The sequence below is a fragment of the Propioniciclava sp. genome, from assembly GCF_047602245.1.
In the GTDB taxonomy this organism is placed as follows: Bacteria; Actinomycetota; Actinomycetes; order Propionibacteriales; family Propionibacteriaceae; genus Propioniciclava.
The window spans coordinates 3,422,581-3,442,080 of record NZ_JASGHT010000001.1; the positions used below are offsets into that span (position 1 = coordinate 3,422,581).

Annotated in this window: 22 protein-coding genes and 1 pseudogene; 18 read left to right on the top strand and 5 right to left on the bottom strand. The window is 69.5% G+C overall.

What is annotated here, in order from left to right; all coding sequences use genetic code 11:
- The first annotated feature begins 72 nt into the window (after nucleotides 1–72).
- The 16 genes and pseudogenes from rho (at nucleotide 73) to QM708_RS16215 (ending at nucleotide 13,941) form a co-directional block, all read left to right on the top strand.
- Nucleotides 73–1,872 (top strand): transcription termination factor Rho, encoded by a 1,800-nt coding sequence (rho, locus tag QM708_RS16140; RefSeq protein WP_415110892.1) that lies wholly within the window; start codon nucleotides 73–75, stop codon nucleotides 1,870–1,872.
- A 146-nt stretch (nucleotides 1,873–2,018) separates the two neighbouring features.
- Nucleotides 2,019–2,231 (top strand): 50S ribosomal protein L31, encoded by a 213-nt coding sequence (gene rpmE, locus QM708_RS16145; protein WP_415110895.1) that lies wholly within the window; start codon nucleotides 2,019–2,021, stop codon nucleotides 2,229–2,231.
- 90 nt (nucleotides 2,232–2,321) lie between these two features.
- Nucleotides 2,322–3,398, top strand: a complete 1,077-nt coding sequence (prfA, locus tag QM708_RS16150) for a peptide chain release factor 1 (protein WP_415110898.1) — start codon at nucleotides 2,322–2,324, stop codon at nucleotides 3,396–3,398.
- A complete protein-coding gene (gene prmC / locus QM708_RS16155) occupies nucleotides 3,391–4,236 on the top strand; it encodes a peptide chain release factor N(5)-glutamine methyltransferase (RefSeq protein ID WP_415110901.1) in 846 nt (281 codons plus the stop codon). The genes prfA and prmC overlap by 8 nt, the downstream gene beginning before the upstream one ends.
- Complete coding sequence (locus QM708_RS16160) at nucleotides 4,233–4,883, top strand: L-threonylcarbamoyladenylate synthase (RefSeq protein ID WP_415110904.1); 651 nt, start codon at nucleotides 4,233–4,235, stop codon at nucleotides 4,881–4,883. The genes prmC and QM708_RS16160 overlap by 4 nt, the downstream gene beginning before the upstream one ends.
- A 3-nt stretch (nucleotides 4,884–4,886) precedes the next feature.
- Nucleotides 4,887–5,987: an MraY family glycosyltransferase gene (locus QM708_RS16165; protein ID WP_415110907.1), complete on the top strand. Its 1,101-nt coding sequence runs from the start codon at nucleotides 4,887–4,889 to the stop codon at nucleotides 5,985–5,987.
- Nucleotides 5,980–6,429 (top strand): hypothetical protein, encoded by a 450-nt coding sequence (locus QM708_RS16170; RefSeq protein ID WP_415110910.1) that lies wholly within the window; start codon nucleotides 5,980–5,982, stop codon nucleotides 6,427–6,429. Before QM708_RS16165 ends, QM708_RS16170 begins: the two co-directional genes overlap by 8 nt.
- 110 nt (nucleotides 6,430–6,539) lie before the next feature.
- On the top strand, nucleotides 6,540–7,361 hold the full coding sequence (atpB, locus tag QM708_RS16175) for a F0F1 ATP synthase subunit A (protein WP_415110913.1): 822 nt from the start codon (nucleotides 6,540–6,542) through the stop codon (nucleotides 7,359–7,361).
- Between the two features lie 48 nt (nucleotides 7,362–7,409).
- Nucleotides 7,410–7,634 (top strand): ATP synthase F0 subunit C, encoded by a 225-nt coding sequence (gene atpE / locus QM708_RS16180; protein WP_415110916.1) that lies wholly within the window; start codon nucleotides 7,410–7,412, stop codon nucleotides 7,632–7,634.
- An 11-nt stretch (nucleotides 7,635–7,645) separates the two neighbouring features.
- Nucleotides 7,646–8,188 (top strand): F0F1 ATP synthase subunit B, encoded by a 543-nt coding sequence (locus QM708_RS16185; RefSeq protein WP_415110919.1) that lies wholly within the window; start codon nucleotides 7,646–7,648, stop codon nucleotides 8,186–8,188.
- A complete protein-coding gene (locus QM708_RS16190) occupies nucleotides 8,185–8,979 on the top strand; it encodes a F0F1 ATP synthase subunit delta (RefSeq protein WP_415110922.1) in 795 nt (264 codons plus the stop codon). The genes QM708_RS16185 and QM708_RS16190 overlap by 4 nt, the downstream gene beginning before the upstream one ends.
- Nucleotides 8,980–9,040: 61 nt before the next feature.
- Nucleotides 9,041–10,532: pseudogene (gene atpA / locus QM708_RS16195) on the top strand (F0F1 ATP synthase subunit alpha); the annotation flags it as partial.
- 148 nt (nucleotides 10,533–10,680) lie between these two features.
- Nucleotides 10,681–11,589, top strand: a complete 909-nt coding sequence (locus QM708_RS16200; protein ID WP_415110925.1) for a F0F1 ATP synthase subunit gamma — start codon at nucleotides 10,681–10,683, stop codon at nucleotides 11,587–11,589.
- 16 nt (nucleotides 11,590–11,605) lie between these two features.
- Nucleotides 11,606–13,051, top strand: a complete 1,446-nt coding sequence (atpD, locus tag QM708_RS16205; protein ID WP_415110928.1) for a F0F1 ATP synthase subunit beta — start codon at nucleotides 11,606–11,608, stop codon at nucleotides 13,049–13,051.
- A gap of 2 nt (nucleotides 13,052–13,053) precedes the next feature.
- Entirely contained in the window at nucleotides 13,054–13,476 is a 423-nt protein-coding gene (locus tag QM708_RS16210; RefSeq protein WP_415110931.1) for a F0F1 ATP synthase subunit epsilon, read from the top strand.
- Nucleotides 13,477–13,494: 18 nt separating this feature from the next.
- Nucleotides 13,495–13,941 carry a DUF2550 domain-containing protein gene (locus tag QM708_RS16215; protein WP_415111503.1) on the top strand — a complete coding sequence of 149 codons (447 nt, stop codon included), beginning with the start codon at nucleotides 13,495–13,497 and terminating at the stop codon, nucleotides 13,939–13,941.
- Here the strand turns inward: QM708_RS16215 and QM708_RS16220 are convergent.
- Nucleotides 13,935–14,594: a cob(I)yrinic acid a,c-diamide adenosyltransferase gene (locus QM708_RS16220; protein ID WP_415110934.1), complete on the bottom strand. Its 660-nt coding sequence runs from the start codon at nucleotides 14,592–14,594 to the stop codon at nucleotides 13,935–13,937. The two genes, QM708_RS16215 and QM708_RS16220, sit on opposite strands and share 7 nt — an antisense overlap.
- 27 nt (nucleotides 14,595–14,621) lie before the next feature.
- Between QM708_RS16220 and QM708_RS16225 the strand changes: the two genes are divergently transcribed.
- The gene (locus QM708_RS16225) at nucleotides 14,622–15,281 is read left to right on the top strand and encodes a peptidylprolyl isomerase (RefSeq protein ID WP_415110937.1); all 660 of its coding nucleotides are present in this window, start codon (nucleotides 14,622–14,624) and stop codon (nucleotides 15,279–15,281) included.
- Here QM708_RS16225 and QM708_RS16230 read toward each other — a convergent pair.
- Together QM708_RS16230 and QM708_RS16235 are read right to left on the bottom strand one after the other, a co-directional pair.
- Nucleotides 15,271–16,074, bottom strand: coding sequence for an alpha/beta fold hydrolase (locus QM708_RS16230; protein ID WP_415110939.1), 804 nt, complete (start codon nucleotides 16,072–16,074; stop codon nucleotides 15,271–15,273). The two genes, QM708_RS16225 and QM708_RS16230, sit on opposite strands and share 11 nt — an antisense overlap.
- Before the next feature lie 2 nt (nucleotides 16,075–16,076).
- Nucleotides 16,077–16,349: a hypothetical protein gene (locus tag QM708_RS16235; RefSeq protein WP_415110942.1), complete on the bottom strand. Its 273-nt coding sequence runs from the start codon at nucleotides 16,347–16,349 to the stop codon at nucleotides 16,077–16,079.
- 30 nt (nucleotides 16,350–16,379) lie between these two features.
- Between QM708_RS16235 and nucS the strand changes: the two genes are divergently transcribed.
- The gene (gene nucS / locus QM708_RS16240; RefSeq protein ID WP_415110945.1) at nucleotides 16,380–17,075 is read left to right on the top strand and encodes an endonuclease NucS; all 696 of its coding nucleotides are present in this window, start codon (nucleotides 16,380–16,382) and stop codon (nucleotides 17,073–17,075) included.
- A gap of 18 nt (nucleotides 17,076–17,093) precedes the next feature.
- On the opposite strand, the gene QM708_RS16245 is transcribed toward nucS, so the two are convergent.
- Both QM708_RS16245 and QM708_RS16250 read right to left on the bottom strand, forming a co-directional pair.
- The gene (locus QM708_RS16245; protein WP_415110947.1) at nucleotides 17,094–18,368 is read right to left on the bottom strand and encodes an AI-2E family transporter; all 1,275 of its coding nucleotides are present in this window, start codon (nucleotides 18,366–18,368) and stop codon (nucleotides 17,094–17,096) included.
- On the bottom strand, nucleotides 18,358–19,494 hold the full coding sequence (locus QM708_RS16250; protein ID WP_415110950.1) for a DivIVA domain-containing protein: 1,137 nt from the start codon (nucleotides 19,492–19,494) through the stop codon (nucleotides 18,358–18,360). The genes QM708_RS16245 and QM708_RS16250 overlap by 11 nt, the downstream gene beginning before the upstream one ends.
- Nucleotides 19,495–19,500: the final 6 nt, after the last annotated feature.

A 19,500-nucleotide genomic window follows, 5' to 3' on the forward strand; every position in this document is an offset into this window, starting at 1 on the left:
GCGCATGCGTGTGTTCAGCCAAGTCCGCCCCGCCCGGCACCGTGCCGCAGTGGGGAGACCGAGAGGATCCTCGTGACCAACATCGACTCGTTGCTCCTGCCGGACCTGAAGAAGGTCGCCAGTTCGCTCGGGGTCAAGTCCACCGGCCTGCGCAAGGCCGATCTCATCGCCGCGATCAACGCGGCCCAGTCGGGCGGACCGCAGGCGCCGGCGTCCGGCGCGCGCGAGGAACGCCCTCGCACGACGCGCCCGGCGCGTGAGCCTCGTGGCGAGCAGCGTGCCCCCCGCGAGGAGCAGCCCGCTCGCGAGCAGCAGCCCGTCCGCGACGAGCGGCCGGCGCGTGACGACCGCCCGGCACGCGAGGAGCGCGGCCCGCGCGCCGAACGTGCCCCGCGCGAGGACCGTCCGGCACGCGCCGAGGCGGACGCCGCACCGTCGAACAATGCCGACGATGTCGCAGCGCGCCTGGCCGCCCTGGAGGCCGACGCGCCCCGCCGCAACCGGGGCCGGAACCGCTCCGGCGACTCCGCCGAGGGCCGAGAGCGGGCCGCGGCGCCGGCGGCGGAGGCCGCCCCCGAACCGGCCCCGCGCCACGATGTGCCCTCCTTCGATGACGACTCCAACGCTGGCCGGCGCAATCGCCGTCGGCGCAACCGCGACCGCAACAACCGCCGCACCAACCGCGGTGGCGCCGGCGGTGGCGACCTCGCGCGGATGGAGGCCGAGCCCACCGTGAGCGAGGACGACGTCCTCACCCCGATCAGCGGCATCCTCGACGTCCTGGACAACTACGCCTTCGTCCGCACGACCGGTTATCTGCCAGGCCCCGGCGATGCCTACGTGTCGCTGTCGATGGTGAAGAAGTGGGGTCTGCGCAAGGGTGACATCGTCACCGGCACCATGCGGGCCCAGCGCGAGGGCGAACGGCAGAAGTACAGCCCGCTGGTGCGCGTCGACACCATCAACGGCGCCGACCCGGCCCAGGCGAAGGAACGCCCCGAGTTCAACAAGCTGACGCCGCTCTACCCGCAGGAGCGGTTCCGCCTGGAGACCACCCCGACGAATATGACCGGCCGCATCATCGACCTGGTCGCGCCGATCGGCAAGGGCCAGCGCGGCCTGATCGTGTCGCCGCCCAAGGCCGGCAAGACGATGGTGATGCAGTCGATCGCGAACTCCATCGTCAACAACAACCCCGAGGTGCACCTGATGGTGGTCCTCGTCGACGAGCGCCCCGAAGAGGTCACCGACTTCCAGCGCTCGGTCAAGGGCGAGGTGATCGCGTCCACCTTCGACCGTCCCGCCGACGACCACACCACGGTCGCCGAGTTGGCCATCGAGCGCGCCAAGCGCCTGGTCGAACTGGGCCACGACGTGGTCGTGCTGCTCGACGGCATCACTCGCCTGTCCCGCGCCTACAACCTGGCCGCGCCGGCCTCCGGCCGCATCCTGTCCGGTGGCGTGGACTCGGCGGCGCTCTACCCGCCGAAGAAGTTCTTCGGTGCGGCCCGCAACGTCGAGAACGGCGGCTCGCTGACCATCCTGGCCACCGCGCTGATCGAGACCGGCTCGAAGATGGACGAGGTGATCTTCGAGGAGTTCAAGGGCACCGGCAATATGGAGCTGCGCCTGCGCCGCGAGATGGCCGACAAGCGCATCTTCCCGGCGATCGACGCGGTCGCGTCCGGCACCCGCCGCGAGGAGCAACTGATGACCCGCGAGGAGCTCGCGATCATCTGGAAGCTGCGCCGGGTGCTGTCCGGTCTCGACGACCAGGCGGCCCTGGAGATGCTGATCAACCGGCTGAAGAAGACCCAGACGAACCTGGAGTTCCTGCACGTGATCAGCCGGACGACGCCGTCGCAGGACTGATCCGGCAGCCGCCCAGGCGTGTCCATTTGGGTCAAGCGGGGGCGGTGCGGCACAATAGTTCGTCGGTGCCGGTTCACGCATCGGGCCCCATGGCCCACCGAATCCTCGGGCGACCCGGCGCATCACATTTCTCAAGGAGACGTTTCATGAAGCAGGGTATTCACCCCGACTACGTGGAGACCCAGGTGAGCTGCACCTGCGGCAACACGTTCACGACGAGGTCCACCGCGAAGTCGGGCTCGATGCGCGCCGAGGTGTGCGCGGCGTGCCACCCGTTCTACACCGGTAAGCAGAAGATCCTCGACACCGGCGGCCGGGTCGCCCGCTTCCAGAAGCGGTACGGCAGCAAGAGCAAGTAGCGCCTTCCGACGCCGGGTGCCAGCAGTGTGCTGGCACCCGGCGTTGCTTTGTTACTCACCTACGCACCGGACCAGACAGGAAGGGGAGCCGTGTTCGCGAATGCCGCCTCACTGCGCGCCGAATACGCCGAGCTGGAGCAACGGCTCGCCGATCCGGCCACCCACGCCGACGTCGCCCGCGCGCGCAAGGTGGGCCGCCGGTACGCCGAACTCACCCCGATCGTGAAGGCGCTCGCCGAACACGAGCGGCTCACAGCCGACCTGGCCGACGCCCGCGAGCTCGCCGTCGACGACCCGGCCTTCGGGCCCGAGTCCGACGAACTGGAGATCCAGCTGGCGGCGGCCTCGGAGAAGCTGGCCGAACTGCTCGCCCCGCGCGACCCGCACGACTCCTCCGACGCGCTGATCGAGATCAAATCCGGCGAGGGCGGTGAAGAATCCGCGCTGTTCGCCGGCGACCTGTTCAAGATGTACGCCCGCTACGCCGAATCCCGCGGCTGGAAGGTCGAGGTGCTGGACGCCGCCGAGACCGATCTTGGTGGGGTGAAGTCGCTCACCATGGCGGTCAAGGCGTCCGGCACGGCCGCGCCCGAGAACATGCCCTACGGCGTACTGAAGTTCGAGGGCGGCGTGCACCGCGTGCAGCGGGTGCCCGTCACCGAGACCCAGGGGCGCATCCACACCTCGGCAGCGGGCGTGCTGGTGATGCCCGACGTCGAGGACGAGACCGAGGTCGAGATCGACCCCGACGACCTGCGTATCGACGTTTACCGCAGCTCCGGTAAGGGCGGCCAAGGCGTCAACACCACCGACTCCGCCGTCCGGATCACCCACCTGCCCAGCGGGCTGGTGGTCACCTGCCAGAACGAGCGCAGCCAGTTGCAGAACAAGGCTTCCGCGCTGCGCATCCTGCGCGCCCGCCTGGTGGCGCTGAACGAAGAGCAGGCCGCCGTGCAGGCGTCCGCTTCGCGCAAATCGCAGGTGCGCACCGTCGACCGCTCCGAGCGGATCCGCACCTACAACTTTCCCGAGAACCGGATCGCCGACCACCGCATCGGCTACAAGGCCTACAACCTGGACGCCGTCCTGGGCGGCGACCTGTCGGCCGTCGTCGATGCGCTGCAGGCCGCCGATCTGGCCGAGCGGCTGAGTTCCGCCGGTGCCTGAGTCCGTCACCGCGGTCATCGCGCGCGCCGGGGCGCGGCTGGGCCGCCCGCACGAAGCCCGGCTGTTGCTGGCGCATGTGCTGGGTGTCGCACCGTCGGGGCTGTTGTTGGCCGGGCCGCCGTCGCCGGAGGCCCTGGACCGCCTGGACGCTCTGCTGGCGCGCCGCGAGGCGGGGGAGCCGTTGCAGCACCTCACCGGGCGCGCCCCATTCCGTACCGTCGAGCTGGCCGTCGGGCCCGGCGTGTTCATCCCGCGTCCCGAAACCGAGGTGATGACCGGCTGGGCGCTGGACCGCCTCGCCGAGTGCGCGTCCACCGAGCCGGTGGTCGTCGAACTGTGCGCGGGGTCGGGCGCGATCACGCGGGCGCTGGTCGAGGAGGGCCCCGCGGGCCGCTTCCATTGCGTCGAGCTGTCGCCGGACGCCTACCCGTATCTGGAGCGCAATCTGGCCGGCCTCGGCGTCGATCTGCGGCTCGGCGACATGGCCGAGGAGTTCGCCGACCTGGACGGCCGTGTCGATCTGGTGATCGCCAACCCGCCCTATGTCCCGCTGGAGCACTGGCAGGACGTGCCGGCCGAGGTGCGCGACCACGACCCGGCGCTCGCGCTGGTGTCGGGTGCCGACGGGCTGGACGCCATGCGGGTCGTCGCATCCGTCGCGCGCCGCCTGCTGAAGCCCCACGGCTGGGTGTGCGCCGAGCACGCCGAGGTGCAGGAGCATTCGGCGCCGCGCGTGTTCGTGGAGGCCGGTGGATTCACCGCGGTGGCCGACCATCGCGACCTCACCGGGAGACCGCGGTTCGTCACGGCCCGCCGGGCTGGCAGGATGATTCCGTGAGCTATCGAGTGATTCCGACCAGCGAGGCGGAGGACGCCTTCGAGGCCGCGGCGCAGGCCGTGGCCTCCGGCGAGGTGATCGTCCTGCCCACCGACACCGTCTACGGAGTGGGCGCCGACGCGACGTCGGCGCCAGCCGTGCAGAGGCTGCTGGACGCCAAGCAACGCGGGCGCGACTTCCCGCCTCCGGTGCTGGTGGCCGAGGTGGCGATGGCCCGTGCGCTGGCCTCAGGCACCGACGAGCGCCTCACCGGGCTGGCCGAGGCCTTCTGGCCGGGCGCGCTGACCGTGATCCTGAACGCGCGCCCGACGCTGCGGATGGACCTCGGCGATCGTGGCGCCACCATCGCCGTCCGGGTGCCCGATCACGCCTTCACGCGCGAACTGCTACGCCGGACGGGACCTCTGGCGGTGAGCAGCGCCAACGTGCACGGCCGCGACGCCGCCCTCAGTATCGCGGACGCCACCGAGCAACTGGGCGACGCCTGCGCGCTCTACCTCGACGACGGTGAGGCGTCCGGGCCGGTGCCGTCGACGATCGTCGACCTGACCGGGCCGAAGGCGCGTGTGCTGCGGCACGGACGCCTGAGCACCACGGACCTCAATGCGGCCGTGCCTGGCCTGATCGCCGAGGACGACGAGGCCTGAGCCATGCGCGAATACCTGCTGGTGCTGCTGGTCGCCGCGGGCGTCACCTACGCCACGGCGTCGCTGGCGCGCCGGCTGGCGTTCCGCTTCAACGCGGTGGCGCTGGTGCGGGACCGTGACGTGCACACCAAGCCGGTGCCCTACTTCGGCGGTGCGGCGATGCTCGCCGGCGTCACGGCGGCCCTGGTGGTGGCCACGCACCTGCCCTGGCTAGGCGGCTTCGAGTTGGTCCAACGCGACGCCTGGGCCGTGTTCTGGTCCTCGGTGACGATCTGCGTCGTCGGGCTGCTTGATGACGTCCTCGAACTGGGGGCGGCCGCGAAGCTGTCGGGCCAGGTGCTCGCGGCCGGCATCGTGGTGATGAACGGCGTGAAGTTCTACTGGATCCCGCTGCCCGACCGGATCATCGCCCTCGACAATGTGGCCTCGATCGCGGTCGCGGTGTTCGTGATCCTGTTCTGCGTGAACGCGATCAACCTGGTCGACGGCCTGGACGGCCTCGCCGCGGGTGTGGTCGGCATCGGCGCGGGCGCCTTCTTCGTCTACGCCTACATGCTCAGCTACGAGCAGGAGTTGGTGCGCGCGACGACGAGCTCGCTGCTGACCGTGACGTTGGTCGGGCTGTGCGCGGGGTTCTTGCCGCACAACGTGCACCGGGCCCGGATGTTCATGGGCGACTCGGGATCGATGCTGCTGGGCTTCCTGTTCGCGACCGCGATGATCAGCCTGACCGGGCAGATCGACCCGTCGAAGCTCACCGCGAGCGGGGGAGAGCTGATCAGTTCCTACCTGCCGCTGGTGCTGCCGCTGGCGGTGATGGCGCTGCCCTTCCTCGACGTGGTGACCGCCTACGTGCGGCGCACCCTCGCCGGCGGGCTGTGGTTCCAGGCCGACAAGCAGCACCTGCACCACCGGATGCTCGAGCTCGGGCACAGCCATGGCCGGGCCGTGGCCCTGTTGTGGCTGTGGTCGGCCGTGGTCGCCTTCGGTGTGGTCGCGATCGGCATCACCGCGGCGTGGTGGGCGTTCGCGTTCCTGGTGGCGGGGCTGGTGCTGGCCGCCTGGCTCACCTTCGGGGCTCGGCGGAAGGCCACCCGTGGCTGAGCGCGGACGCCGGCTGAGCGCGAACGCCCGGCGTGCCCAGGAGCTGCTCAAGGCCGGTCTCGCCGGCGGGCACGCGGTCGCATTCACCGTGATCGGGTTGTTCTGGGTGGTCAGCGGGCCGCAGGCGGGTGCGACCGCCGCGATCGGCGCCGCGGCCACCCTCGCCTTCTACACGATCGCCCTCGGCGTCCAGCTCGCCGTGGCGGACGCCTCACCGAAGGTCGTCCTGTTCGCGTGGTTCGCCTCCTACGTCACCCGGGTGAGCCTGCTCGGACTGGCACTGGCGGCCGTGCTGGCCAACGCGGAGCGCTGGGCCTGGCTGGACCCGGTGGCGCTGTTCACCGGAACGGTCGGCACCGTCGGGGGCTGGCTCGGCGCGGAGTTGTGGACGTTCTCGCGGATGCGCGTTCCGGTGTACGACCCGCCAGACATCTCGGCGTAGTGAGATGTGACGTGTGACCGTCGCGTTGCTAGAGTCAACGCGACCGCACAGACCACGAGCCCGCGAGGGTTTGCTGTGCACGACTTCAGTAGGCACAGCAAGGAGGAAGTATGGGCGGGCTCACGGGGCTGATCCTTCCGCTGGAGGGGGCTTCCTGGCCCCCCGGCGAACACAGCTTCGATTCGCGCCCCCTGTTCCCCGGGGTGCTCCCAGACTGGGTGAACAATCACGTGGCCCAGGCCGTGATCGGTGCGATTCTCGTGATCGTATTCTGGCTGTGGATGTCGGCGCGCCAGACGATTGTTCCGGGCAAGAAGCAGGCAGTCGGCGAGTTCGTCTACAACTTCGTCCGTAACGGCATCGCCCGCGACATCCTGGGCCCGGAATACCGCAAGTACCTGCCGTTCCTGCTGGCGCTGTTCTCGTTCATTCTGGTGAACAACCTGTTCGGCCAGACCTTCGTGTTCATGTTCCCGACGTTCTCCAAGATCGGCTTCGCCTGGGCCCTGGCCCTGCTGGCCTGGCTGCTCTACAACGGTGCCGGCATCAAGAAGCACGGCTTCTTCGGCTACCTCAAGCACGCGACCCTGCCCGCCGGCGTGCCGAAGGCCTTGTGGCCGCTGATCATTCCGCTGGAGTTCCTGTCCAACATCATCGTGAGGCCGCTCACGCTGGGCCTACGTCTGTTCGCCAACCTGTTCGCCGGCCACCTGGTCATCGTGGTGTTCGTGGTGGGTGGCACGATGCTGCTGACGGCCACCGAGAGCCTGGGTGGATTCCCGATCCCGCTGCTCAATGTCGCCGGCGTGGTCTCCATCCTGTTCAGCTTCGCGATCTTCGCCCTCGAACTGCTGGTGGGCGCCATCCAGGCTTATATCTTCACCGTCCTGACCGCCCAGTACGTGTCGTCGGCCGTCGCCGAAGACCACTAAACCTCCGAGCTTTCGTCAGAAAGAACCCATCCGAAAGGAACTGAACCCATGCTCTCTCTCCTGGAGATCAACGGCTCGATCAACATGATCGGCTACGCCCTGGCGACCCTCGGCCCGGCCATCGGCGTGGCTTGGATCTTCGCTTCGGTGATCAACGGCACCGCCCGCCAGCCCGAGGCTCGTGGTGCGATGATGGGCACCGCGTGGATCGGCTTCGCCGTGGTTGAGGCGCTCGCCATCATCGGCATCGCCCTCGCGTTCGTTCTCGGCTGATCGAGGCGTCCATGCTGCCCCTCGAATCAGGAGGTCTCCAACTGGGACCACTCCTGCCGGAGCACATTGAGGAGTTGTTCGTCGGCATTGCTCTCTTCGTGATCATCTACCTGGTGATCTGGAAGAAGGTCGTGCCGATGTTCGAGAAGACCTACGCCGAGCGCACCGCCGCGATCCAGGGCGGCATCGAGAAGGCCGAGGCCGCGCAGGCCGAGGCCGCTGCCGCACTGGAGGAGTACAAGGCGCAACTCGCCACCGCCCGTGAGGAGGCCTCCCGCATCCGCGAGGAGGCGAAGGCTCAGGGTGCGGCGATCCTCGCCGACATGCGCCAGCAGGCCACCGAAGAGAGCAGTCGGCTGCTCGCCAACGCCAAGGCGCAGATCGACGCCGAGCGCGCCGCGGCGGTCAACGAGTTGCGTTCCGAGATCGGCGGCCTGGCTACCACGCTGGCCGGCCGGATCGTCGGGGAATCCCTCGACGATGACGAGCGCGCCCGCCGGACGGTCGAGCGGTTCATCGCCGACCTCGAGTCGCAGACGGCGGAGCACGCATGAGCGCCGCCGCCGAGTCTCGCCTGCAGGCCCTCGACGGCGTGCTGGACGGCCAGCACGCCACCGCGGCGCTCGCCGACGAGCTGTTCTCCGTCGTGGACGCGCTGGGTGCTCAACCCGCCCTGCGCCGTGCGCTGAGCGACCCGTCCACCCCGGACGAGGTGCGCGCCCAGCTCGCGGAGTCCCTGTTCGGGCAGCGACTCGGCGGCACCACCGTCACGGTGATCGCGCAGGCGGCACGAGCGCGCTGGGGGTCCTCCAGTTCGTTCATCGCGGCCATCGAACGCCAGGGCGTCCGCGCCCTGCTTCGGGCTGCGCAGGACGAGGGCAAGCTCGATGAGCTGGAAGACCAGCTCTTCAAGGTCGAGCGGCTCGTGGACGCCAACCCCGAACTGCGCCAGGCGCTCGCCGACCGGGTCACGCCGGTGCAGGGCCGCAAGGATCTGCTCTCCGGACTGCTCCAGGGCCGTGTGCTGGAGGCGACCCGGCAACTGGCCCGCCGAGCGGTGGAGGCGCGTCAGCGCACCTTCGCGCTGACCGTCGAGGGCTACCTCGCGATGGCGGCGGCTCTGCGCGAGCGGGCGATCGCCACCGTCACGACGGCGATTCCCCTGACCGACGAGCAGGAGGCGCGCCTGAAGACCGTGCTGTCCCGCCAAGTGGGCCGCGACGTGAACCTACGCGTGGTCCTCGACCCCACCGTGATCGGCGGTGTGCGCGTGTCCCTGGGTGACGAGGTCATCGAGGGAACCGTGGCTGCACGTCTGGACGACGCGCAGCGCAAACTCGCCTGACGGCCGAGTAACTGAACTGAACTCACAGCAAAGCAGCGAAGCAGCGAAGGAACGCACTCCCATGGCGGATCTGACCATTCGACCCGATGAGATTCGGGACGCCCTTGACCGGTTTGTCTCCCAGTACACGCCGGACACCTCCACCCGTGAGGAGGTCGGCACCGTGGCAACCTCCGGTGACGGCATCGCTCGCGTCGAGGGGCTGCCGTCGGCGATGGCCAACGAGCTGCTCGAGTTCGAGAACGGCACGCTCGGCATCGCGCTGAACCTGGACGTCCGCGAGATCGGCGTCGTGGTGCTCGGCGAGTCCGAGGGCATTGAAGAGGGTTCGCAGGTGCGCCGCACCGGCGAGGTGCTCTCCGTGCCGGTGGGCGACGGCTACCTCGGCCGCACGGTCGATGCCATGGGCAACCCGATCGACGGCCTCGGCGAGATCGCCGACGTGCCCGAGCGTCGCGTCCTGGAGTTGCAGGCCGCCGGCGTGATGGATCGCCAAGAGGTGCGCGAGCCGCTGCAGACCGGCCTGAAGGCCATCGACGCGATGATCCCGATCGGACGCGGCCAGCGCCAGTTGATCATCGGCGACCGCAAGACGGGCAAGACCGCCATCGCCGTCGACACGATCATCAACCAGAAGGCCAACTGGGCCAGCGGAGACCCGGCCAAGCAGGTGCGCTGCATCTACGTGGCGATCGGCCAGAAGGGCTCCACGATCGCGGCGCTGCGCAAGACCCTCGAAGAGGCCGGCGCGATGGAGTACACCACCATCGTGCACGCGCCGGCGTCCGACCCCGCGGGCTTCAAGTACATCGCGCCGTACTCCGGCTCGGCCATCGGCCAGCACTGGATGTACCAGGGCAAGCACGTGCTGATCATCTTCGACGACCTGACCAAGCAGGCCGAGGCCTACCGCGCCATGTCGCTGCTGCTGCGCCGGCCGCCGGGCCGCGAGGCCTACCCCGGCGACGTGTTCTACCTGCACTCGCGCCTGCTGGAGCGTTGCGCCAAGCTGTCCGATGAGTTGGGCGGCGGCTCGATGACCGGCCTGCCGATCATCGAGACCAAGGCCAACGACGTGTCGGCCTACATCCCGACCAACGTCATCTCCATCACCGATGGCCAGATCTTCCTGCAGTCGGACCTGTTCAACGCCAACCAGCGTCCCGCCATCGATGTGGGCATCTCGGTGTCCCGCGTCGGCGGCGCCGCGCAGATCAAGGCGATGAAGGGTGTGGCCGGAACCCTGAAGATCAGCCTGGCCCAGTACCGCGACATGCAGGCGTTCGCCATGTTCGCCTCCGACCTGGACGCGGCCTCCCGCCGCCAGCTCGACCGGGGCGCGCGCCTCACCGAGTTGCTCCGCCAGGGCCAGTACACCCCGTACCCGGTCGAGGAGCAGGTGATCAGCGTGTGGGCCGGCACCAACGGCCTGTTCGACGACATCGCCGTGGAGGATGTGCTGCGCTTCGAGGCCGAGCTGCTGGAGCACCTGCGGCACAACACCTCGATCCTGACCACGATCGCCGAGACCCAGAAGTGGGACGACGACACCGCCGCGGCGGTGACGGCCGAGATCGTGAAGGTCAAGCAGCAGTTCCGGGCCAGCTCGAAGGCGGCGCCGGCCGGGGACAACCCGCACGCCAAGGCGCTCGGCGACCGCGATGTCGACGCCGAGAAGATCGTGGCCAAGAAGGGCTGAGCATGGCGTCGAGTCTGAGGGAGCTTCGGCAGCGACGTAAGTCGGTGTCGGCGACCATGAAGATCACCAAGGCGATGGAGCTCATCGCCGCCTCGAAGGTGATCCGCGCGCAGCAGGCGGGCGTCCGGGCGCTGCCCTACACCCGCGAGCTGAACCGGGCGATGTCGGCCCTGGCGACGCACGCCAGCGTCGACCATCCGCTGACCAGGCATGTGGAGCAGCCGCGCCGTGCGGCGCTGCTGATGTTCACCTCCGACCGGGGCATGAACGGCGCGTTCAACACGAACCTGATCAAGACGGCGGCGCGGATGCGCGCGCGTCTGGAATCCCAGGGCGTGGAAGTCCGCCGGTACGTGGTCGGCCGCAAGGGCATCGCGTACCACAAGTTCCGCGAGATCCCGGTGATCCAGTCGTGGGAGGGTTTCAGCGACGCGCCGACCTACGCGCATGCGCAAGAGATCGCGGACGTGCTGATGGAGGCGTTCATGACCCCCTACGAGGAAGGCGGCGTGGACGAGATCCACGCGGTCTACACCCGGATGGAGTCGATGCTCACCCAGACCCCGCGCGTGCGCCGGCTGCTGCCGCTGGAGGTCGTCGAAGGTGTGCACACCCTCGACGAGTTGGGGCACATTCCCCAGTACGAGTTCGAACCGGACGCCGACACGGTGCTGAACGCGGTCATGCCGCAGTACATCCGCAGCCGCGTGTGGTTCTACATGCTGCAGACGGCCGCGTCCATCCTGGCCAGCCAGCAGCGGGCCATGAAGTCGGCGACCGACAACGCCAACCAACTGATCGAATCCCTGACCCGCGAGGCGAACCAGGCGCGTCAGGCCGAGATCACCCAGGAAATTACCGAGATCGTCGGTGGCGCCAGCGCGCTCGCCGAGGCGAGCGCCCAGGACTGAGGCGAGAGAGGCAACCATGACCCTGACTGCTGAGAATCCGACCACGACCGGTGTGGGCCGCGTCGCGCGCGTCATCGGCCCGGTGGTGGACGTGGAGTTCCCCGCCGACCAGATGCCCGACATCATGAACGCGCTGACGATCAAGATCTCCGACGCCGGCGAGCTGTCTCGCGAGATCACCGCCGAGGTCGCGCTGCACGTGGGCGACAACATCGTGCGCGCCATCTCGCTCAAGCCCACCGATGGCATGCGCCGCGGCACCGAGGTGTTCGACACCGGCGCGCCGATCTCGGTGCCGGTGGGCGACGCCACCAAGGGCCGGGTGTGGAACGTGACCGGCGAGTGCCTCAACGAGGACATCTCCGGCGTCGAGATCACCGAGCGCTGGCCGATCCACCGTCCGGCCCCGAAGTTCGACGAGCTCGAGCCGAAGACCGAGATGCTGGAGACCGGCATCAAGGTGCTCGACCTGCTCACCCCCTACGTCAAGGGCGGCAAGATCGGCCTGTTCGGCGGCGCGGGCGTCGGCAAGACGGTGCTCATCCAGGAGATGATCTTCCGTATCGCGCACAACTTCGGCGGCACCTCGGTGTTCGCCGGCGTGGGCGAGCGCACCCGTGAGGGCAACGACCTGATCAACGAGATGATCGAGGCCGGCGTCATGAAGGACACCGCCTTGGTGTTCGGCCAGATGGACGAGCCGCCGGGCACCCGCCTGCGCGTCGCGCTGTCGGCCCTGACCATGGCCGAGTACTTCCGCGACGTGCAGAAGCAGGACGTGCTGCTGTTCATCGACAACATCTTCCGCTTCACCCAGGCGGGTTCGGAGGTGTCGACGCTGCTGGGCCGGATGCCGTCCGCGGTGGGCTACCAGCCGAACCTGGCCGATGAGATGGGCCAGCTGCAGGAGCGGATCACCTCGACCCGCGGCCACTCGATCACCTCGATGCAGGCGATCTACGTGCCCGCCGACGACTACACCGACCCGGCGCCGGCGACCACCTTCGCGCACCTGGACGCCACCACCGAGCTCAGCCGCGACATCGCCAGCCGCGGCCTGTACCCGGCCGTGGACCCGCTGACCTCGACCTCGCGCATCCTCGATCCGCAGTACGTGGGCCAGGATCACTACGACACCGCGACCCGGGTCAAGCAGATCCTGCAGCGCAACAAGGAGCTCCAGGACATCATCGCGATCCTGGGCGTCGATGAGCTGTCCGAAGAGGACAAGATCATCGTCGGCCGGGCGCGCCGCATCCAGCAGTTCCTCAGCCAGAACACCTACATGGCCACCAAGTTCACCCAGATCGAGGGCTCCACGGTGCCGCTGGCCGACACCATCGAATCGTTCAAGATGATCTGCAACGGCGAGGTCGACCACATCGCCGAGCAGGCCTTCTTCAACGTGGGCGGCATGGACATGGTCATGGAGAACTGGGACCGCATCCAGAAGGAAGGCTGAGCATGGCGTTCGACTCCAGCCCGCTGCGGGTCGAGATCGTCGCCGCGGACGGCATCGTCTGGGAGGGGGAGGCAGAGTCCTTCCTCGCCCGGACCACCGAGGGCGACATCGGCATCCTGCGCCACCACGAGCCGATCCTGGCCAGCCTGGTGCCGTGCGCGGTGGAGGTGCTCAGCGCGGACGGCGGCGTGCGCGAGATCATCGCGATCGACGGCGGCTTCCTGGCCGTCGACGAGAACCGGGTCTCGGTGCTCACCGGCCACGGCCGGATGGCTCGTGAGATCAAGCTGACCGACGCCGAACGCGAGTATGCGGCGGCACGCAAAGCTCTCGACGCGGGCGATGTCAGCTTGGAGACGCGACAGCACTACTATCGTGCTCGTGCCCAACTACGCGCGGCGCACCGGGCGGCCGAGCAGCACTGACGAAGCGACGGGGTGAGCATGCCCGAGGGGTGGAACTGGACCGCGATCCTGGTCCTGGTTGCCCTGGTCTGCGTGCTCACCCCGATCTTTTGGCTGGTGCTGCGCGGGCGCTGGCTGTCCCGCCACGGCCGCGTGCTGCAGTGTTCGCTGCGGCGTCCGGACAGCCCGGTGTGGACGCTGGGTATCGCCCGGTTCCGTGACGACACCTTCGAGTGGTTCCGCGTGTTCGGATTGTCGGTGCGCCCTCGTTACTGTTTCGAGCGGGCGCACACCCATGTGGTGAAGGTCCGCCCGCCGGGGGCCGACGAAACCGATGAGCTGTACCGAGGCCACTACATCGCCGAACTCGGCGCCCCGCACGAGGGCCTGCTGCTGGCCATGTCGCGGCCCGACCTGACCGCGTTCAGCAGCTGGACCGAGGCCGGCCCACCGGGCGGCCCCGACAGCCAGCGCGTCGGCTACTGACGCTGCGCGCGCTCGATCTTGGCGCGCTGGCGCTGCGCACGCTCTCCGGCGGGCTCGCGATCCTTGCCCGGCACCCACAGCACGTCCCCGGCCTCGGCGTTGGCGACCCGGCCCAGTACGAAGAGCAGGTCGCTGAGCCGGTTCAGGTAGGTGATCGCCAGCTTGTTGACGCCCCCGGGCTCCTCACCGGTGCTGGTCTCGAAGCCGTACGCCTCGGCCGCGGCCCAGGCGGCGCGTTCGGCGCGGCGGACGACCGTGCGAGCCTGATGCAGGTAGGCGCCGCCGGGCGTGCCGCCGGGCAGGATGAAGCTGACCAGGTCGCCGAGATCCTCACCGAACTCGTCGCACCAGGCCTCCAGCCGGTCGATGCTGGCCTGGGTGATCCGCAACGGCTCCCAGGACGGCTCGGCCACCAGCGGGTTCGACAGGTCGGCGCCGAGGTCGAACATCTCGTTCTGCACCTCGCGCAACGCCTCGACCACGGCGTCCGGAAGACCGCCGAGGGTGACGGCGAGCCCGATGACCGCATTCGCCTCGTCGACGTCGCCGTAGGCGGCGACCCGCAGATCCGTCTTGCGGGCCAGCGACATATCCGACAGCCGTGTCGATCCGGCGTCGCCCGTGCGGGTGTAGATCCGCGTCAAATTGACCATGACGGCAGCTTATGTGACGTTGGTCCGGTGAGTCTGATCCGCCTGAGCCTCGTTCCCGCCGTCCTCGCGCTCGCGCTCGCCGGGTGCGCCGTCAGCCCACCCACCGGTGGGGTGTCCGCCAACGGCACCGTGCGCTGCGACTACCGTCCGGGCGGCTCCCCGGCCACGCCGGTGGATCTGCCGCCGGTCACCGACGTGCCGGCCACCGGGACGGCGACGCTGACCCTCGACCTGGGCGACACCCAGGTGCGCGTCGAACTGGACCGTGCGGCGGCGCCCTGCACGGTGAACTCCTTCGAGAGCCTGGCTCAGCAGGGCTATTTCAACGGCACCGAATGCCACCGCCTGTCGACCCAGGGCATCTTCATCCTGCAGTGCGGTGACCCGACCGGCACCGGCCGTGGCGGCCCCGGCTACGCCTTCAACGACGAACTGGCACAGACCAAGGACTATCCGGCCGGCACGGTCGCGATGGCCAACTCCGGCCGCGACACCAACGGAAGCCAGTTCTTCCTGGTGTACGCCGACACGCCGCTGCCGCCCCAATACACCGCCTTCGGGCGGATGGATACCGCCGGCATCGAGGCGATCGCGCAGCGGGCCGAGCAGGGGCACGACGCCAGCTACCCCGACGGCACCGGACGCCCGAACGTGCCCACCGTGATCACCTCGGTGGTCAGCGGCTGAGCTGCGGTCGCAGACTGGTCAGGTACATCGCGAGCGCGCCCGCGACCGCTTCGGGCTGGTCGGCGTGCAGCCAGTGCCCGGCGTTCTTGACGGTGATCAGCCGCGCATGCGGGAACAGCGCGCGCATGGCGGGCACGTGCTCGTCGGTCACATACCCCGACTCCCGGCCGCGCATCCACAGCACCGGGCGGGGAAACGGGCCGCGGAGGCCGGCCGGCCACCCGCTGATCTGGGGGAGCGCCTTCTCGAGCAGGGCGAGGTTCGGCAGCCAGCGCCAGCCGCCCCCGGGCACACGGTGCAGGTTCTGTAGCAGGAAGGCGCGCACCCCCGGCTCGCGCACGGACGTGGCGAGTGCGGTGTCCGCCTCGGCACGCGTCTGGATCCGCTCCAGCGGCAGCGTGCGTAGCGAGCCGATCAGACGCCCGAAGCCGTAGCCGTGGCTGGAACTGTCCGGGGCGATGTCGGCCACCACCAGGCCGCGCACCAGCGACGGGTGCCGCAGCGCCAGCGCCATCGCGGTCTTGCCGCCCATCGAGTGCCCGAACACGCTGATCGGGGTGGCCGGACCGAGGCGGTCGCGTAGGTCGGCGGCGACGGCGTCCGCCCAGGCGGCGTAGCCGAAGGTATCTGTCCAGGGGCTGCGGCCGTGGTTGGGCAGATCGTAGAGCAGCCCCGGCTCGGCGCCGGCCACGGCTTTCGCGATCGTGGCCAGGTTCTTGCCCTGGCCGAGCAGGCCGTGCAGGTAGGCGACCCGCGGCGTCCCCTCGCCGATGCGCGTCACATGCAGGTCCACGGTCAGCGCCTCCGGGACCAGCAGGAGGTGTGCCAATGCCGGCGCGCCTCGACGGGGGAGGAAGTGCCGATCGCCGGTGTCCGCGGCCAGGCGACGATCTGGGGTGCGCCCACCGCGATCGGCTGGTGGCAGCCCGGGCACAGATACGTCTTTTCGGTACGCCCCGCGGACAGCGACTGGACCACCCAGGCGCCGTCGGTCTTGCCCTGCACCTGACCGAACGAGGCCGGCAGCGGCCGGGGTGGACGCAGGTGCTTGCTGGGACGTCGGGCCATTCGACGAGTTTAGACGGTAGGGTTCCGCGGGTGCGTCTCATGATTGCCCGCTGCCAGGTCGACTACGCGGGGCGGCTGTCCGCGCATCTCCCGATGGCGCCGCGGCTGATCCTGCTCAAGGCTGATGGTTCGATCTCGATCCATGCCGACGACCGTGCCTACAAGCCGCTGAACTGGATGAACCCGCCGTGCACCGTCGTGATGCGCCAGGCCGATCCGGGCGAGGCCGACGAGGCCGGCCTGGAGCAGGTCTGGACGGTCGCGAACAAGGACGGCGACACCTTGCTGATCTCGGTGGCCGAGGTGCTGCACGACTCCTCCCACGAACTCGGTGTCGATCCGGGCCTGGTCAAGGACGGCGTGGAGGCCCATCTGCAGGTGCTGCTCGCCGAGAACCCTGGGACCTTCGGGGAAGGCTGGACGCTGGTGCGCCGGGAGTACATGACCGCCATCGGTCCGGTCGACCTGCTGCTGCGCGACGCCGCCGGCGGCCATGTGGCCGTCGAGGTGAAGCGCCGCGGCGAGATCGACGGCGTGGAGCAGCTCACCCGCTACCTGGAGCTGATGAACGCCGACCCGCTGCTGCGCCCGGTGAGCGGGGTGTTCGCCGCCCAGCAGATCAAGCCGCAGGCGCGTGTGCTGGCCGCCTCGCGCGGCATCACCTGCGTGACGGTGGACTACGACGCCCTGCGTGGCCTCGACAACGCCGAGGATCGTCTGTTCTGAGCCGGCGGTCGGCGCCGCTCAGGCGCGGTCGAGCGCGGGGATGACGACCTCGCGGTAGAGCAGCAGCAGCGAGGCGACCGTCGGGATGGCGAGCAGCGCGCCCGCGATGCCGAACAGGACGCCGCCAGAGATGGCCGCGAGCACGATCAGCGGGCCGGGCACGTTCACCGAGCGCTGGAAGACGCGTGGCTGCAGCAGGTAGGCGTCCAGCTGCTGGTAGACGATGAAGAACACCAGGGTCACGATGCCGATCGTGGTGTTGTTGGAGAAGGCGACCAGTGACACGATCAGCATCGACAAGGTGGGCCCGACGATCGGGATGAACGCGAACAGCGCCACCACGACGCTGAGCGCCAGCGAGTACGGCCCCAGACCGACCACGTTCAGGAACAGGAAAGCCGAACCGCTGGCGAGCACGACGATGGTGAACAACCCCGACATGTAGCCGCTGATCCGGCGGAACACCTCGTTGGCCAGGTATTTGGCCCGTGGACGCCTCGAGGCGGGCGCCAGCTGGTAGATGGTGTCCTTGATCGAGGGCAGCGAGGCGAGGAACCACAAGGTGAGCACCAGCGTCACGACGAGACTGAACACGATGTTCGCGATCGCCATCGAGGCGCCCAAGATGCCGCCGAACAGGCCCTCGATCCAGGCGCCCGAGGTCATCACGCTGGTCACCCGGTTGAGCAGATCGAACTGGCCGTCCAGCCCGGCCACCTGCGGGTTCTCCCGCAGCGTCTGCAGGTAGGCGGCGGTGTTCTGCACCGTGATGTTCACCTGCTCGGTGAGCACCGGCAGGACGGCCCAGGCACCCAGCGCGATGAGCACGAGCAGGCCGACCGCTACCAGGGCCACCGCGAATCCGCGCCGGAGCCCGCTGCGGTGCAGGGAGTCCACCAACGGGCTCAGGCCGAGCGCCAGGTACAGCGACAGCAGGCCGAGCACGAGCACGCTCTGCAGCGCCGCCAGCGCCGCCAGCAGGCCGAACGCGACCAAGCCGCCCATGGTGATCAGGAACCCGATCTGGAAGGGCGAGCGATAGAGCAGGCTCACCGGGCCTGGAGCCTCCACCACCTGGGGGAGTTCAGGATCGGCCGGGGTCAGCTGCGAGGAGGTGCGGCGTAGCTTACGCCACCACCGGCGCGGTTCAGCCGACACCGTCGGAGGCGTCGCGGCCGAACCCGGGGTGCCCGGCCGGGGCCGCGGTGAGGACGCCGGCGACGCGGGCGCCTCCTCGCGCGGAGAATCTCGCTGTGCCCCGTCGTCGGCGTCCAACGAGGCGTCACCGGTCACGACTCGTCCCGTTCCTCACCGTCGGGCTGGTCGTCGGTGGATTCGCCGGCGGCCGGCCCGGGGCCGGCTCATCGGCCAGGGCGTCCGGGATGGGACCGGTCAACTCGTCCTCGGGGAACTCGTCTGCGGTCTGGGTGGCGAGGCTGGACAGCTGCTCGAGCTGGGTGAGCAGCGCGCGCTTGCGCTGGCGCAACTGCCGGTGTTCGCGCTTGAGCTTCTCGTTGCGCTGGGCCAGTTCGCTGTCGGTCTCGGCGAGCAACGTCTCGGCCTGGGTGCGTGCCTCGCCGACAATGCCGGACGCCTCCGCGATGGCGGCCGCTTTGATGTCCTCGGCCTCGGCGTAGGCGGCCTGCTGGCGGGAGCGCAGCTCGCGCGAGGCCTCGGCCAGCGCCTCCTGAAGCCGCGCCGACCGCTCCTTAGCCGATGCCAGCGCCTGGCCGAATTCCTCGGTGATGACCTGCTGCTCGGCGTGCAGTTGGCGCAGGCGTTCCTCGCGCTCGGCGGCGGCGGCCGAACGGGTCGCGGCGGCGTCCGCCTCGGCGGCCTCGCGCACGGCCTCGGCTTCGCGGCGGGCGGCGTCGAGGGCGGCGGACGCCCGCTGACGCGCCTCGGCGAGCACCGTGGCGCCGTGCTCGTCGGCGGCCTGGCGCAGACCCTCGGCCTCGGTGCGGGCGGCTTCAAGTTCGCGGCTGGTCTGCTCCTCGAGCTGGACGCGCAGCACCTTGATCGAGGCGAGGCCCTCCTGGCGGGCGGCCTCGGTGGTCTGCGCGGCGTCCAGCCGGGTGCGCTCGGCCTCGGTGCGCGCCTGCGCGAGCAGTTCCTCGGCCCGATTGTGCGCATTCTGGATCATCTCGCCGGCCTGGGCCTCGGCCACCTTGATCAGATTCGCGGTGTGGGCGCCGAGCTTGCTGAAGTCGGTGTCATCGACGCGGAGGTTCGCCGCGGTGAGCTCGCGCTGCACCGCACGCAGTTGGTGCTTGGCGAGAGCGAGCTGGCGCTCGACATCGCGGATGTAGTCATCGACGGCCTTTTTGTCATAGCCGAGCATGGCGTTGGGGAATCCGCGGACGGCACTGGCCGTCTCGTCGAACAAATCCAGGCCATGGGTGTCGTGCTCGTCTGTCACCGCTGC